The 15,789-nt window shown below is 55.9% G+C and carries 12 protein-coding genes; all 12 read right to left on the bottom strand.

Annotated features, from left to right (window positions below; all coding sequences use genetic code 11):
* Positions 1-442 precede the first annotated feature (442 nt).
* The 12 genes from BLQ82_RS10365 to BLQ82_RS10310 all read right to left on the bottom strand — a co-directional run bounded on the left by BLQ82_RS10365 (position 443) and on the right by BLQ82_RS10310 (position 15,248).
* The gene (locus BLQ82_RS10365; protein ID WP_062525639.1) at positions 443-895 is read right to left on the bottom strand and encodes an IDEAL domain-containing protein; all 453 of its coding nucleotides are present in this window, start codon (positions 893-895) and stop codon (positions 443-445) included.
* Positions 896-1,234: 339 nt separating this feature from the next.
* Positions 1,235-3,040 (bottom strand): adenine deaminase, encoded by a 1,806-nt coding sequence (locus BLQ82_RS10360; RefSeq protein ID WP_082722760.1) that lies wholly within the window; start codon positions 3,038-3,040, stop codon positions 1,235-1,237.
* A 436-nt stretch (positions 3,041-3,476) separates the two neighbouring features.
* The gene (locus BLQ82_RS10355; RefSeq protein ID WP_074648122.1) at positions 3,477-4,700 is read right to left on the bottom strand and encodes a pyridoxal-phosphate-dependent aminotransferase family protein; all 1,224 of its coding nucleotides are present in this window, start codon (positions 4,698-4,700) and stop codon (positions 3,477-3,479) included.
* A gap of 22 nt (positions 4,701-4,722) precedes the next feature.
* The gene (locus BLQ82_RS10350) at positions 4,723-6,006 is read right to left on the bottom strand and encodes a M20 family metallo-hydrolase (protein WP_074648120.1); all 1,284 of its coding nucleotides are present in this window, start codon (positions 6,004-6,006) and stop codon (positions 4,723-4,725) included.
* Positions 6,003-7,397 (bottom strand): allantoinase, encoded by a 1,395-nt coding sequence (locus tag BLQ82_RS10345; RefSeq protein ID WP_074648118.1) that lies wholly within the window; start codon positions 7,395-7,397, stop codon positions 6,003-6,005. Before BLQ82_RS10345 ends, BLQ82_RS10350 begins: the two co-directional genes overlap by 4 nt.
* Before the next feature lie 36 nt (positions 7,398-7,433).
* Positions 7,434-7,802: a hydroxyisourate hydrolase gene (gene uraH, locus BLQ82_RS10340; RefSeq protein ID WP_062525605.1), complete on the bottom strand. Its 369-nt coding sequence runs from the start codon at positions 7,800-7,802 to the stop codon at positions 7,434-7,436.
* The gene (uraD, locus tag BLQ82_RS10335) at positions 7,799-8,323 is read right to left on the bottom strand and encodes a 2-oxo-4-hydroxy-4-carboxy-5-ureidoimidazoline decarboxylase (protein WP_062525607.1); all 525 of its coding nucleotides are present in this window, start codon (positions 8,321-8,323) and stop codon (positions 7,799-7,801) included. The genes uraH and uraD overlap by 4 nt, the downstream gene beginning before the upstream one ends.
* A 126-nt stretch (positions 8,324-8,449) precedes the next feature.
* Entirely contained in the window at positions 8,450-9,379 is a 930-nt protein-coding gene (locus BLQ82_RS10330; protein ID WP_062525609.1) for an ABC transporter permease, read from the bottom strand.
* 29 nt (positions 9,380-9,408) lie between these two features.
* Positions 9,409-10,524, bottom strand: a complete 1,116-nt coding sequence (locus BLQ82_RS10325; protein WP_062525611.1) for an ABC transporter permease — start codon at positions 10,522-10,524, stop codon at positions 9,409-9,411.
* The gene (locus tag BLQ82_RS10320; protein ID WP_074648116.1) at positions 10,521-12,053 is read right to left on the bottom strand and encodes an ABC transporter ATP-binding protein; all 1,533 of its coding nucleotides are present in this window, start codon (positions 12,051-12,053) and stop codon (positions 10,521-10,523) included. Before BLQ82_RS10320 ends, BLQ82_RS10325 begins: the two co-directional genes overlap by 4 nt.
* A 105-nt stretch (positions 12,054-12,158) precedes the next feature.
* Positions 12,159-13,331 (bottom strand): BMP family ABC transporter substrate-binding protein, encoded by a 1,173-nt coding sequence (locus BLQ82_RS10315; protein ID WP_062525615.1) that lies wholly within the window; start codon positions 13,329-13,331, stop codon positions 12,159-12,161.
* A gap of 342 nt (positions 13,332-13,673) precedes the next feature.
* A complete protein-coding gene (locus BLQ82_RS10310; RefSeq protein ID WP_062525617.1) occupies positions 13,674-15,248 on the bottom strand; it encodes a PucR family transcriptional regulator in 1,575 nt (524 codons plus the stop codon).
* Positions 15,249-15,789 lie beyond the last annotated feature (541 nt).

Here is a 15,789-nt window from a genome sequence, read left to right as displayed (position 1 = left end):
TACCTCTCATTTCTCTCAGTTGCCCACTTCTGCCCAAATCAAAGGTATTTATACCTCTTATTCCTCTCAGTCGCCCACTTCCGGCTAAACCAAAGGTATTTATACCTCTCATTTCATCACTCAGTGATTCCCTTCGAAATAAGTCTACTTTTTCCCACTAACACCTCGGCAACGCGCTTTTAAGCCCATCTAAGTTCATGACTAACTCTCTCTCCGCCATTTCTCAATGAAGGAAGGCCATAGTTCCCAATACTTCAAGCAGAAACGGCTGCGTACTTATTAAAGATGGCACCGTTTCAGCGGGAGTTGAAGGATAATCTAAAGAATGGACATATAAATCCCTATAATTCAAAAGAAACAAGCCGCCCGTCCGCGCATAGTAATGCGGGAGAAGCGGCTTGTTAACCTGATTCCGAAAGGAAGCTATGAATGAACGGTACTCTCATACGGTCAATTGCTTGTATTTGGCGGTCAATTCCTCGAACCATTGCTTATCCTGCAGCGACAGTGCAAAATCGATTAATTCGGCAATTTCCTCCGGCTGCAATTCCGGCGAATCATTGAAGCTGACCTCGGCCCAGGCCATCGCCGCACCATTGGCTCCTTCGGCAAAATCATAAGAAAAGCGGAGCTTGATATCACTTTCCAAAAATTCGCTCCTCAGGAAGTACAATACCTCGCACATCAGAACCGGACGGGTGTGGCTGTCAAAAACACAATCCATGACTTTGGCCCAGTAGTGCTGGTTGCTGAGGTGCAGCTTATCATTCGTAAGCAGATACTGCTCCCCTTGAAAATCATTGACGAATCTCAGCTCGACCGGCTCTATTTTAAAAATCGCAGCAATTTGCTTTCTGGTGATATTCACGATGTCCTGTGTGTCTAATCTCATCATTTCATACACCCCGTTCCACATATTTGGTCTTTCCGTACCTTGTTATCTTCACAATATGCAATAATTTTAATTAATTTAAAAATATTATCGTCTATTTCCTGCAGATTGTTAATGTTTTTATAAAAAATTTATTAAAATATGTTTCATAATGTGATGAAATGGTTAATTTATAGGTTTTGTTTACAAAATCGTTACTTTTGGCTGCCAAAAGAGTCTGATAAGACCAAACAAACTGACCCTGTTAAGCTTTTATTCCTACACAAAAATGGGGTGCTCCAGTCAAAATGATGACTGCAGACACCCCATCGCCTAGGACCGGATTAGGACCGGATATTGAAGTTAGACGAACAAGGATACGAGCCCGATTCCCTCTTCCGGTGAGATACGGACCAGGCCTTTATCGGAAATACGCAGTGTCGGGATCACGGCCAGCGCGAGCAGGGACAGGGTCATAAAGGCATAATTCAGCGTGCAGCCGGAATCATACAGCGCTTTGCTGACCGCCGCAGATTGAGCCGCTGCAATTTCGAAGGGCTGGGTGGACATCAGTCCGGCAATAGCCAGCGGAAAAAGCGTGGTTCCGGTTCCGGTAATCACAGCCACACCGCCCTGAGCTTCTGCAACGGCCCCCGCCGCTTGTGCCATAAGCTCATCATCATTGCCAATCACCAGCACGTTGTGACTGTCATGGGCAACGGTCATGGCGATGGCCGCAGGCTCATGGAAGCCGATTCCCGCTACAACACCAACCGACTTGTTGCCGGTCCCTTTGTGGCGCTCCAAGACAGCTATTTTGCACAGGCCGTTTCCTACTTGCAGTCTGCCCTCTGCGACCGGCAGGTCCAGGATCAGCTCCTCTGTCTCCACATGGTTCTCAATGACCCGGATAACCCGGGTTGAGAGACTGCCTGATTCAAGCGGCGCATGGATCACAAAATCCTCTGCCACAGGCAGCTTCAGTAAATGCACCGAAGCCAGCACCTCACCTGGATAGGTATATGGCGCAAGCGAAGCGGTCATGATGCCATTTTCAGCAACTACAACACCTGCCGCAATCGTCATCACCACATGCACATCCGCCAGATTTCCATCCAGTAAAATCATATCGGCGCAGGAGCCGGGAGTAATCGAGCCGATATCACGGGCAACTCCAAAGCGCTCGGCCGTGTTGATCGTCGCCATCTGAAAAGCGGTAACCGGCTTCACCCCTTGCGAGATGGCATGGCGCACCACAAAATCCATATGGCCTTCATCGCGCAGCGATTCCGAGCTGCGGTCATCGGTCACGAGCAGCATCCGGCGCGGGTCCAGCCCATGCTCCGTATGCGCAGTGATCGTCTTCGCCACATCATGCCAGGCGGAGCCGCGGCGCATTTGGGCATACATGCCCAGACGGACGCGCTCGATCACATCCTCGGCTGTAACACACTCATGATCGCCGGTCACGCCGGCGGCGGCGTACACAGGCAGTCTCCAGTCATCCGCCGGCCAGGTGAAATGCCCATCCACCACCCGGCCGGCACGCAGGGTTGCCTGAATTTCCCCGAGCATTTTACTGTCTCCGTAGACCACACCGGGGAAATTCATTACTTCGCCCAGCGCGATCACATCCTCGCCCCAGGTGTACGCCTCCGCTACCTCCTCCGGCCCAATGGAAGCGCCGGTTGTTTCAAATTCCGGACCCGCAGAAGGCACACAGGAAGCAACCTGCATGTAGGCAGCCAGCGGTGTTCCGCGCATCTCCTCCAGCATCAGCCGGATGCCCTTCAGTCCGAACACGTTGGCAATCTCATGCGCGTCGAAGAAGCCGCCCGTTGTCCCAAGCGGAAGCACCGCCCGGGCAAATTCGGTTACAGTGAGCTGCGTGCTCTCAATATGGCAGTGTCCGTCCAGCAGTCCCGGAGCGATGTATCTCCCGGCGGCTTCGATTACCCGGGTGCCTTCGCCGATCATGTGCGAGACGTCCTTACCAACGTAGGCAATGCGTCCACCTTGTACAGCAACGGACATCCCCTCCAAAATTTCACCGGAACAAACATTGACCAGCCTGCCCCCGGTAATGACCAGAGTAGCGGGCAAATCGCCGCGGGCGGTGGCCACAAGCTCCGGCACACAGTCCGCGAGCGGTTTTCTTATAAAAGACATGTCTCTCACTCCTTCAGATTCTATCCAGTATACATCCACTTCCATATATTCAGCAAAAACGGCCTCACTGTTCCCCCCGGGACCAGCAGCCGTTTCAGAATCCAACATCTATTTACTGCCGCCCCCGGGACAGCCTGCGGGGGGTTGTGCAGGCATACTATATAGAGTGAACTAAAGATATAAACATTAGGGACTTCGTCGGGACTACGGAGAATGTTTGGACTTCCGGCCGCTGCCCGTCTGCAGATTTCTTGATTGTTAGGCTGTTCGCGGTGGAAATCCGCAGACAAAGCATATGCTTACGAAGCCAGCTTTCCTGCGGAAAGCTCTCAGGCGGACGCTTTCGCTCCGTAAGTATCCAAACTTCCCCTCCATCCCTTTTCCCCTTTGTTAGTTTTTCAAGTTCAATCTATATAGCGGGATGTTTCACCCCGGTTTAAACCTCATATTCATCAAGCGCCGCCTGTACGCCAAGCCCGCAGGGAACTGCATAACCGTGCCGCTGCAGCACGGCCTCCAGCGCTCCCAGCAGACGAAGCACATTGTTCTCGCGGCAGCTGAAGCCCATCGTGCCAATCCGCCAGATCAGGCCCTTGAGCGGGCCAAACGAGCTGGCGATCTCAATGCCGAAGCGCTCAAGCAGCATGGCCCTGACCGATTCGCCGTCTACGCCTTCCGGGATGAGCACACAGGTCACGACCGTCAGCTTGCTCTCCGGGTCGCCATACAGCTTCAGCCCCATTGCCGTAAGTCCGGCGACCAGTGCCTGTTCGTGCCGGACATGCCGGGCATGGCGCTCCTTCAGCCCTTCCTCCAGCACCAGCCGCAGACCTTCCCGCAGCGCATAGAGCATGGAGGTCATCTCTGTATGGTGATTCAGCCGCTGTTCACTCCAGTAATCCTGCAGCATGGCCAGATCAAAATAATTGCTGCCCACCACAGGCAGTTCGCTGCGCGCAGCGCCGCCGGTGCGCAGTCCGCGCTCTACCTGCTTGCGCTTCATCAGCTTGGCTTCGGCGCGTTCGTTATAGGTGACCGGCGCCATGCCTGACGGGACGGACAGGCATTTCTGCGTGCCGCCAATGACGGCATCCAGCATCCAGGCATCCGTCTCCACCGGCACGCCGCCGATGGTCGCCACAGCATCGACGACCAGCAGCGCATCGTGCTCGCGGCACGCCCGCCCGATTTCCGCCAGCGGCTGCATCCGGCCTGTCGAGGTCTCGCCATGAACCATCGCCACCACATCGGGGCTAAAGCTCCGTATCGCAGCAATGACTTCCTCCGGGGCAAATACGCTGCCCCAGGTCTTTTCAATAGTGAACACGTTGGCCCCGCAGCGTTCGGCGATCTCATGCAGTAGATGCCCGAACCGGCCAAAAATCGGAATCAGCACCCGGTCCCCGGGCGCGATCAGGCTGACCATAACGGCCTCAATACCCGAGCGGGAGGTGCCGTCCACGGGAAAAGCCCATTGATTTCCCGTCGCAAACAGCTCACGCAGCATCCCCATCGTCTCATTCATAATGTCCGTAAATTCGGGATCGAATTGGCCGAGTACCGGAAAAGACATCGCCCGCAGCACACGCGGATCGACCTCCACCGGCCCCGGGGTCATAATGCACCGCAGGGACGGCGACAAATCTTCGTACCGCTTCATGATCATCTCTCCCTCTATAGGTTCAGCTTGCCTCGTAGGCGAGCTTATATAACAGTGCCGTCAGGACATTAAGCCCGGCCGCCAGCTCTTCCGGCGAAGAATATTCCTCCGGCGAATGGCTGATTCCCGCCCGGCTCGGCACAAAGATCATCGCCGCCGGACACTCCGGGGCGAACAGCTGGGCATCATGCCCCGCCCCGCTCACCATGCGGCGGAAGCTTCTCCCCTGCTCCAGGCAGATCTGTTCAAGCGCCCCGCAGAGCGCCTGATTCATCGGTGCCGGAGCGGTAGCCAGCGTGGGCACAAGCTCAAGCGTAAGCCCGCGCCGCGCCGCAATCTCTCTGAACGCTGCAGCGAGTGCAGCGCAGAAGCTCTCCAGCCGCGCTGCCTCACTGTGGCGGATGTCCAGCGTGAACTGGACTTCGCCCGGGATCACATTCGGCGTGCCCGGAATGACCTCCAGCCTGCCGGCGGTTGCTACGAGCGGCGCTCCCGCTTCCGCAGCGGACCGCTCCAGCGCACACAGCATCTCCGCTGTACCGGCAAGCGCATCCCGGCGCAGCCCCATCGGCGTTGTCCCGGCATGATTGGCCGTGCCCGTCACCTTCACGGTGAAGCGCCGCTGGCCGGCAATCGCCTGGACAACCCCAATCTGCGCTGCCGATTGCTCCAGAAGGATGCCCTGCTCGATATGCAGCTCAATATACATCCCGATGTCTTCTCTCCGGGCGGAATCCGCGCCTCTACCGGAAGACTCTTCACTGGCAGTCCGGCTGCCTCCGGCACCCAGTCCGCAGGCATTCATTGCCTCCATTAGTGTAACACCTTCCGGATCGGCAATGGAATCTGCCGCGCTTCCGTCATAGAGGCCCGTTACATTGCCCGAGCCCCAGAATGTCAGCGGGAAGCGGCTTCCCTCTTCCTCGCAGAACGCAGCCACCTCCAGCGTCCGCAGCGGCGGCCCAAACGTCTCCGCCAAATAGTGCAGCGCAGTGACAGCGGCAGCCACTCCGTAAGCTCCGTCATATTTGCCGCCGTTCACAACAGTGTCGATATGCGAGCCGGTTAGAATAACGCTGCCGGAATGCTGTGATCCGTTCAACCGTCCAAAGACGTTGCCAACGGAATCCGTATGAACCTCAAGCCCGAGTCCAGCCATTTGCTCCTGCAAAAAACGCTGTGCCCCGCTCCACTCCGGCGTGTACAGCAGCCGGGTAACCCCCGGCCCCGGGGCACTGAATGCTGCCAGCTCCTCTAGCAGCTTCAGCATATCCGCGGCCGGGGCTTGAATGACCGGCTTCTTCATGGAGCCTTCTGGCCGCTATAGATCTGCAGCCACTCTCCTTTGTCCGCTGACACCACTCCTTGTTCAGCGGTGTATACCACATTCCCCCGGCAGACCGTCGCTGTGACCTTGCAGGATAAGGTCATCCCAATATATGGACTGTGCTTGTGCCGGTAGAGCAGATCCCCGGCAGCCAGCGTATAACTGGCTTTGGGGTTCAGCAGCACCAGATCGGCGTCCAGTCCCGGAGCGATGGAGCCCTTGCGGTGATCCAGTCCAAAACGCCGTGCAGGCTGCCCCGACAGCAGCGCCGAGACTTGGGTGACCGGCAAACCGCGCATATGCACGCCTTCGTGGAACATCAGCTCCAGGCTGCTCTGCGCCCCGGAGATGCCGCCCCAGGCTTCAAAGAAGGTTAAACCCGGATCAAACTTAAGCTCCGGCGGACAAGGCGAATGGTCGGAGGCAATCAGATCAATCCGGCCCTCCGCCAGCACCTTCCACAGCTCTTGCTGCTCTTGCGTGCTGCGGAGCGGCGGCGCACATTTGGCTACCGGTCCGAGCTGTTCCATGCTGTCTTCATTCAGCACCAGGTAATGCGGGCAGGTCTCTGCGGTCACATCCAGACCGTGCTGCTTGGCGGCATGGATCATTTCAACCGCAGCGGCGGTGCTGATGTGCACAAAATGCAGCCGGCAGCCGGTACGCTCACTGTAGAGCAGCGCCCGGGATACCGCCTCAAGCTCCGCCATCGCCGGCCGGGAAGCCGCGAAATCCCGTGCTCCGGTCCTCCCGCTGCGGACAGCCCCCGCTGACAGCATAGCTGTAATATCTTCGCTCTCCGCATGCAGGGCGAGAATGCCGCCGAGCGCGGCGATTTTTCGCATCCCCAGAAACAGCGTCCCGTCATCCACCTCACGGAAACGCCCTTCCCCTTCGCCGCCGGGATTGGAGATAAAAGCCTTGAAGCCAGTCACTCCAGCCGCCGCCAGCTCCTCCAAATCTGCCAGATTTCCTGGAACAAGACCGCCCCACAGCATATAATCGACCGCTGAGTTCCCGGAGGCAGCTTCTGCCTTCAGCTGCAGCGCAGCCCTGTTCACCGTAGGAGGATTGCCATTCAGCGGCATATCCGCATAACAGGTGCAGCCCCCCGCCGCCAGTGCAGCCGAACCGCTGCGGAAGCCTTCCCAGTGACCAAACGCCGGCTCATTAAAATGGACATGCATATCAATCATCCCCGGCAGCACATACTGGCCCTCTGCATCAATGACGGTTGTAGCCGCTGCTGCCTGAAGCCCCTGGCCCAGCGCGGCAATTTTGCCGTCCTGCACCCCTACATCCAGCTTGCGCACTTCCCCGGGCAGCACAACATCCCCGTTTCTGATAATAAGCTCATATGCTTCCTCCATGAATCGGTCACCTCCGGTCATTTGCTCTCGCCCTTCTCAACTTCCCCGGTATGTGCTGTATCCCCCGGGCGCAACAAGCAGCGGAACATGATAATGCCCTGCCGCATGGGTAATATTGAACCGGACCGGGATCTGTTCGAGGAAAAAGCTCTCTGCATCGCCGGGCTGTTTCTCCAGCCTGCCTCCGCGAAAATAATCCCCTGCCATGAAGAGCAGCTCATAGCAGCCGGGAACCAGCTCTGCCCCTTCCAGGAGCGGGGCATCCAGTCTGCCGTCATGATTCGTCTCCGCTTCCCGCAGCAGCTTCCCTGCACCTTCCGCAAGATTCCAAAGCTGCAGCTTCATCCCTGCGGCCGGCAGTCCACGCGACAGGTCCAGCACATGAGTCGTCAGGCGCCCGCTCATGCTTCCTTCTCCCGGATCAGATCGTTCAGCCGGAAGGCGGTAATTTTGCCGATCTCGGCAAGCGCCTGCTCCCACTCTTCCCCGTGTGAACGGTTCACACGCGCTTCAATGGACTGAATGATGTCATCCTTATTTTTGCCGCGCACGGCCAGGATAAAAGGAAAGCGGAATTTCTCCGAGTACGCCGCGTTCAATTCCGTAAGCCTTGCAAATTCTTCCGGCGTCAGTCGGTCCAGTCCCGCTCCCTGCTGCTCTGCCGCCGACAACGGGCTAACCTGCAGCCGGGTCGCCAGATCCGGGTGTGCACGCAGAAGCGCCTCTACCTGGCTATGCTCCGCATTCCGTGCCGTATCCAGCATTATGCTGTGCAGCCCGGCTGTGGAATGAAACGGGATATGCTCATAGGCCCCTTCCGCCACCCAAGGCGAATGTTCAAAGATCCCGCCGAGGTTCGCCACAAACTCTTCCTTGCTCATACGGTTAATCTCTTCCAGGGTCAGAAATAATGGTGGTTTCGTCATGGGCTCCCCTCTTTCTCCGGTTATTTTCATTCCTAAATAATCCTGTTTAATGCCAGAAAGTCCGCTCCCTGCATCAATGATCTACATGCTTATCCGCTTGGATATACCGGAGCCGCACTCCGGCATTCAGAACCGCTGCTCACGAATGTACGGCGTTCCGAGTGATTCCGGTGTGCCGGAGGGCTTATTGCGGTTGCGGTAACCGAGGTACATCAGCACCAGGATGGTTACCACGTACGGAATCATTTTGAGGAAATAGGGTGGAACAACACTGCCAAGCAACTGGATGCGGAAGCCTAGTGAATCGAGCGCCCCGAAGAAATAGGCACAGAATAATGCACGCAGCGGATTCCATCTGGCGAAAATGACGAGCCCCACTGCAATCCAGCCCCGGCCTGCCGTCAGCCCTTCATTCCATGTCGGCGCGTAGGCGAGCACCATATCGGCCCCTGCCAGACCCATCAGCGCCGTCCCGGCGGTGATGCAGCTGTAACGGATCAGCTGTACACGAATTCCCATAACGTCCGCTGTCGCCGGACTGTCTCCGACGGCCCGCAAATGCAGACCCCAGGACGTGCGGTGAATCAGGAGATGCAGAACCAGCACCAGCAGCAGGCTGAACCAGGTCAGACTATCCATCCGGCCAAATATATCTCCAACCACCGGAATCCCCTTCACCCAGCCCAGATCCAGCTTGGGCGAAGTCCCCGGCAGCGGAATACCGCTGATGGACTTGCCTAAGTAAGCGCTGAGGCCACTGCCAAACAGCGTCATCGCCAGGCCGGACATGGTCTGGTTCGCGCGCAGGGTAACACACAGGAAGGCATGGACCAGCCCCAATACGGCGGTTACTGCAATGGCCGCAAGCAGGGCAAGCAGCAGGTTTTCGCTGCGGATGTAGACGATACAGGTCGTAACCGCCCCCATCAGCATCAGCCCTTCGGCGCCCAGCTGGATGATGCCCGCCCGTTCATTCAGGATGCCGCCAAGTGTAGCGAGGAGCAAAGGTGTCCCGGCGGATATGGCGGCTATTAATAACTGTGTAGTGAAATCCATGGTTAAACTCCCTTCTCTAAGAAGTGCTGCTATGCATTCCGGCGGATACGGAAACGGTGGATCATCTCGCCGGCAATCAGGAAAAACAGGATTGCACCCTGCAGCATTTCCGAAATGGACGAAGGCAGTCCGATAGTCTGCACGCTGTAGCCGCCAACGATGAGGCCGCCGAACAGGACCGAGGTGACGATGAGGCCCAGCGGATTCAGCTTGGCAAGCCAGGCGACAATGATCGCCGTATAGCCGTAGCCCGGCGAGATTCCCTGCATCAGCTTGTGGGTGACCCCGGAAACCTCGGCCATTCCCGCGATGCCGGCCAGACCGCCGCTGATCAGCATGACGATAATAATATGCTTTTTGATGTGAATTCCTGCATAACGTGCAGCGGTGGGGTTGGCGCCAATCAACCGCAGCTCATAGCCCCAGCGGGTAAAACGGATCATCAGATAATAGATGGCTACGGCTACCAGGCCAAAGACCAGCCCGATATGCAGTCTTGTGGTCCCCAGCACTGGCAGCGACTGGGCAGCGGTGAACATAGGTGAGCCCGGGAAGTTAAACCCCTTAGGGTCCTTCCAGGGGCCAAACACTACATAGTCCAGCGCCAGCAGCGCCACATAATTCAGCATCAGCGAGGTAATCAGTTCATTGACCCCGAAATGGGTCCGCGGAATGGCCGTCATGAGTCCCCACAGCGCTCCGGCGGCTGTTCCGAATACGAGCATCAGGGCAATCGACCAGAAGGAAGACAGACCGGGAAAATAAATGGTCACTGCCGTAGCAGCCATTGCCCCAACGGTAAGCTGGCCTTCCGCACCAATATTCCATACGGAGATCCGGTACGCAACAGCGATGCCAAGTCCGCAGAGCAGCAGCGGTATTGCTTTGACCATCGTTTCCGTGATGCCGTAAGCGGTGCCGAAGGCCCCGCGGAACATTTTGTCGTATACAGTAACCGGGCTCATACCGTTGGCGGCAATGAATACCGCACAGAGCAGAAGCGCCAAAATGATGGACAGAATCGGTGACCACCAGGGGGAACGGGTACGGCTTGCGTCATACTCCAGGCGCATCGGGAACCGTTTGGCGGATTTGGCCGGAACGGAATTCAGCAGCACGGCGTCACTTGCATTTTTGGAACTCATATGGCGCTTGCCTCCTTGTTCCGGATTCCGGCCATAAGCAAGCCGATTTGCTCACGGTCTGCATGCTCATGATCGCTCTCCCCTATAATCGAACCGTTATAGATCACCAGAATCCGGTCAGAGAGCTGGAGCAGTTCATCCAGATCCTCGGAGATCAGCAGCACCCCGCTGCCTGTGCTGCGCAGCTCCATCAGCAGCTCATGCACACCGGCAGCCGCCCCTACATCCAGTCCCTGGGTAGGATGGACGGCAACCATCAGCTTCGGCTGGCGGCTGACCTCGCGGGCGAACAGCAGCTTCTGCTGATTGCCGCCCGACAGCTGCTGCACCGGTGTATCCAGCTCAGGTGTTTTAACATTGAAGCGTTCGACAAGCTCCTGCGACCAGGAGCGGTTTTTGGCCGCCTTCAGGAATCCGAATCTGGAGTGGTCGCTGCTGCGGTAAGACTTGAACAGCAGGTTATCCACGGAGCCCAGGCGCCCGGCGAGGCCGCTCTTCATCCGGTTCTCCGGCACATGGGAGATTCCCGAATCAATGGCACCCCGTACCGAAGCCGATTTTACCGGCTCACCCTCAAATATGATATCGCCGTTCTTCCAGGTTCTCAGCCCTGTCAATACTTCTGCCAGTTCCTTCTGTCCATTGCCGGCCACTCCAGCTACCCCTACAATCTCCCCTTCACATACTTGAAGGGACATCCCGTCCAGCGCCTTGCGGCCATGATCGGCAGTAACCTCCAGATTACTGACGACCAAGAGCGGCTTACCGGCCGCAGCTTCACGTTCCTGGCGGGTGATTTCCACCTCACGCCCTACCATCAGCCGCGCCAGCTCCAGTTCATCGGTCCCGGCAGTGGCCAGGGTTGCTATCATTTTACCTTTGCGCATGACAGAAATGCGGTCAGAGGAGGCCATGACCTCTTTCATTTTATGCGTAGTCATGATCACCGTCTTGCCGGCCTGCTTCATGACCTGCAGTGTCGCAAACAGCTGCTCGGCCTCGCCGGGAGTCAATACAGAGGTCGGTTCATCCAGAATGATGATATCGGCGCCGCGGTAGAGCGTCTTGACGATCTCCACACGCTGCTGCTCACCGACAGACAGCTGCCAGACCGGACGGTCCACCGGAAACTTCAGCCCGAATTGCTCCGCCAGAGCTTCAATTTCCCTGTGTTTGTTTTTAATCCATTTGCTTCCCCGCCAGAAAGACGACTTTTCGCCAAGCACGATATTTTCCGCTGCCGTGAGACTTTGCACCAGTCTGAAGTTCTGAAAGACCATGCCGACGCCAAGAACCGCAGCATCTTTGGGGGAACGGATTTTGGCGGGCTGGCCGTGAAGAAGAATTTCACCCTCATCCGCTCTGTACACCCCTGAGAGCATACTCATGACTGTGCTTTTACCTGCTCCGTTCTCACCAAGCAGCGCGTGAATCTCACCCGCATTTGCCGAAAAATCGACTTGATCGCTTGCCGTTACAGAACCGAATTTCTTCACGATCCCGCGCATCTCAACCGAAGGGTCCTGCATAGTGGGACGCTCCCTTCCTTATAGTTGTAGGACGGGTGGGGAAGGTTCCGTCTGTACGGCACCCGCCCCACCCATAAGGCCTTGCGTGATTCATTGGTTTCAGCGTTATTTCGGGATGGTGCCTTCAATGCCTTTGGCCAGCCAGTTCATGGACAGAACCTCTTCAAGTGTCAGCTTTTGGCCTTCCTGGACCTGAACCTTGCCCTGGTTGTCAGAGATAGGACCTGTGAACACATCCAGCTCCCCGCTGATAATTTTGGCTTTGGCGTCTTCCACGAGCTTCTTCACATCATCCGGAACCTTGCTGCCGAATGGTGCAATACCGATCATGCCGTCAGCCATATCCCCGGAATACTGCTCACTCTTCCAGGTTCCGTCCATAACGGATTTCACAGCCTTCACATAATAAGGGCCCCAGTTCCATACAGGGTTGGTCAGATAATGATCCGGTCCGTATTTGCCCATGTCAGAGTCATTCCCCCCGGCAAAAGCACCGCGTTCAGCCGCAGCCTGCAGCGTGGCAGGCGAATCCTGGTAAGCCAGCAGCACATCTGCACCTTTATCCAAAAGACTGATGGCCGCCTGGCGCTCTGTTGCCGGGTCATACCAGGTATTCGTCCAAACCACATCCACCTTAACCCCAGGGTTAACGCTTTGCGCTCCAAGTGTGAAGGCGTTGAGGTTGTAGATCACCTCGCTGATCGGGAAGGCTCCCACATAACCCAGGTGATTCTTTTTGGTCATTTTGCCGGCTGCGATACCCGCCAGGTAGCTGCCTTGATAGTTTTTGCCGAAGTAGGTCCCCATGTTGGCGGCTGTTTTGTAGCCGGAAGCATGCATGAACTTCACCTTTGGAAATTTATTGGCTACGTTCAGGGTATAGTCCATATACCCGAAGCTCGTTGTAAATACAATGTCATGATTCTGGGCCAGCTCGGTGATGATGCGTTCTGCATCGGCGCTCTCCGGAACATTTTCCACAGTGTCCGCCTTAATGCCCAGCTCCTTTTCCATATACAGGCGGCCCTGATCATGCTGATACGTATAACCGCCGTCACCCGGAGGTCCGATGTAGACAAAAGCAACCCTCGGTTTCTCTGCTGCCGGCTCTGTTGCTGCTGCCGCCTCTGTCGCTGTGCCCGCATTCGATGCCGCAGGAGCTTCCGTGCTTCCGGCGTTTGTGCCGGAATTATTGTTGCTGCCGCAACCTGCCAAAACAACCGCCAACAGGAACATGACAGCGAAGCTGAACGATAGTGCCTGACCCCTTTTTTTCATAATTCTCCTCCTCCAGTAAATCTCTCATCATAGCTGCTGCCATTAATGTATCTCTACTATACTGAGCCGCAGCACCCGCGTAAATTTATATAACATACGTTTGTGTCATCTGATAAGAACTGCTGTTTATTTTGTGCAGAGCGCACTGGATTACATAAAATACGTGATATTTCATGACACAAGATTAAGGGCCAGCGATTTTCATACCAGTTGCTGATGCAGGACCACGGGGTTGCACCCCACCGGCATACAGAGTTTTTTTACCTTCGGGCACCGGTTATTCGACGTTGAACACATAGCCGGGGAATTACAGCATCCTGCTTAAACAGGCACGAATCCCCCTCATTCTTGCTCCAGCATTTTCCGGAAAATAAACACCAGCTTCAGGCGCATCAGGTCATTGATTTTTTTGAAATCCACGTCCAGCAGCTCGCTCAGCTTCTCGATCCGGTAAGTGGCGGTATTGCGGTGAATAAACAGCTTTTTGGCCGTCTCATTCACATGTCCGTCATTCTCCAGATAGACCTCCAGCGTATGCAGCATCTCCCTGACATACTCCGGTTCCCGGCTTTGCAGGCCCCGCAGGCTACTGACGCAGTATTTTTCCATGGTTTCTGCCGGGATTTGTCCAAGCAGCAGATTCAGCTCAAGCTGCCGGTAATGCACAACATTCCCATGCGCTCCCCAATGCCGGAACATCCCCATACATTCCTTGATCTCGGCAAAAGCCTCCTTCAGCCCTTCAGGTTTGACCTTAGAGCTGCTTAGTGCGGCCCGGGGATAATAGCCTTTATCGAATTTCAAATTTTCAAAACAGGTATTGACCAGTTCCCGGAACTGTTCAGGACTGTGCGGACCCGCCGGATACAGTGATACCAGGCCTTCATTCATCATCACATGAATCCCATTCAGCTCGCGCAGCAGGGGCTGCTCCAGATATTCCTCTTTCAAACGCAGCAGTTCCGCCTGGCGTGCCTCCCCAGAGGCGGCTGTATCGGTAAGCATCAGTTGAAACGGTGCCTGCAGCAGCCCCACTTCCAGCCTGGAAGCAGCCTGCGCCATTTCAGCACAGGACAATCCGCCGTTCAGGCAGAGCCGCAGGAGTCCGCTGAACTCCCTATGCTCGGCATGCTCGAAGTAATCCTCATAACCCGAATGAAGATGATAGGAGATCAGATCGGCCCCCTGGACGAACAAGCTTTCTTCCACCGGCAGCAGCAATGGATCAATGGAGCAGTATAAAAGATAGCCGGAGCACTTACCGCCTTGCAGCAATGGAATCCTGAACCCGATCTTGTCACCGATCCTGAAGCGCTGATTCCGGTTTTGCCAAGGCCAGCCTTCCAGCAGCTGTGGTACAGCATTGTCCGAATTGTTGAACACTACATCCCCGCGGGCGCTGACCACAGCGAGCGGAGTTTCAATCACTTCAGATACCGATTCGAACAACGGACGGCTGCGTCCGGAGCGCAAGGCGAACCGCATCAGCTTCCGCTGCTTCTCCATCATGCTCTGCAGCAGACTGGTGCTGCGCGTAAGCTCCGCACGGAACAGCCCGTTCATCTGGTCCGAGAAGGTGAACTGGAACGGCAGCTCAATCAGTGGAAAATTCAGTGTTTCCGCTTCGGCAATCAGCTTCTCCGGCACAGCGTCCCAAAAGCGCCCCAGCTTGATGCCAAGCCCCGCCGAACCGCGCCGGTTCAAGGTCTGGAGCAGAGCCGAAGCATCTTCCAGACTGTCCTTGATTAAATAAGCTGTCGTAAGCAGCATCTCCCCCTCCTTGATCCAGTCGGAGATATCCGGAGCGTCCATTACATTGACAGATTTGATAACCCGGTGTTTCCCCTTCGAACCGGCAATCAGCTTCGCTTCGGACAAAGGATAAACGGACAACGCTTCTTCAACCGTAAGATGCATGGCCACCCCTCCTTTATAAATTCATATTGCAACCCGTTAGTTATGTCACTTTATGTAACATTATAAATAAAGATACCTATGTTGAAAAGAAAAAAGTAATGAGGACCAATTAATAATGTTAGATAACATAACGCAATTTTGCGTACCCTAACGATTTCCGGCTGCTTTTTTCTTTTGAAGGAGGGGAGCTAAGCTAGAGCGGAGGCATCGTATGGGCTTCTGGAAGGGTGCCTCTAATCATCAGAAGGTTAGTGGAGGGATGGGTGGCGGCGGGATGGGTGGCGATGGGAGTAGGTAGCGGCGAGATGGTAGCGGCGGGATGGTAGCGGCGAGATGGTAGCGGCACTGGGATGGCGGTGGCCGGATAGACGGCGGGATGGCGGCGATGGGATGGGCAGCGTGGGATGATGGCGGGGGGATAGGCTGCGGCAAGTAATGATGCTTAGTGTTGTGAGGGTATCGGGAAGATCCGGGGAAGTTGGTGGTAGGCAGAGGCAGGCGGAAACGTCAAAGGTACTTTTACCTCTTATCCCACACCGGA

The sequence above is a fragment of the Paenibacillus jilunlii genome, assembly GCF_900102965.1.
GTDB classification, from domain to species: Bacteria; Bacillota; Bacilli; order Paenibacillales; family Paenibacillaceae; genus Paenibacillus_AQ; species Paenibacillus_AQ jilunlii.
This window is presented reverse-complemented; position numbering and strand designations above follow the sequence as displayed.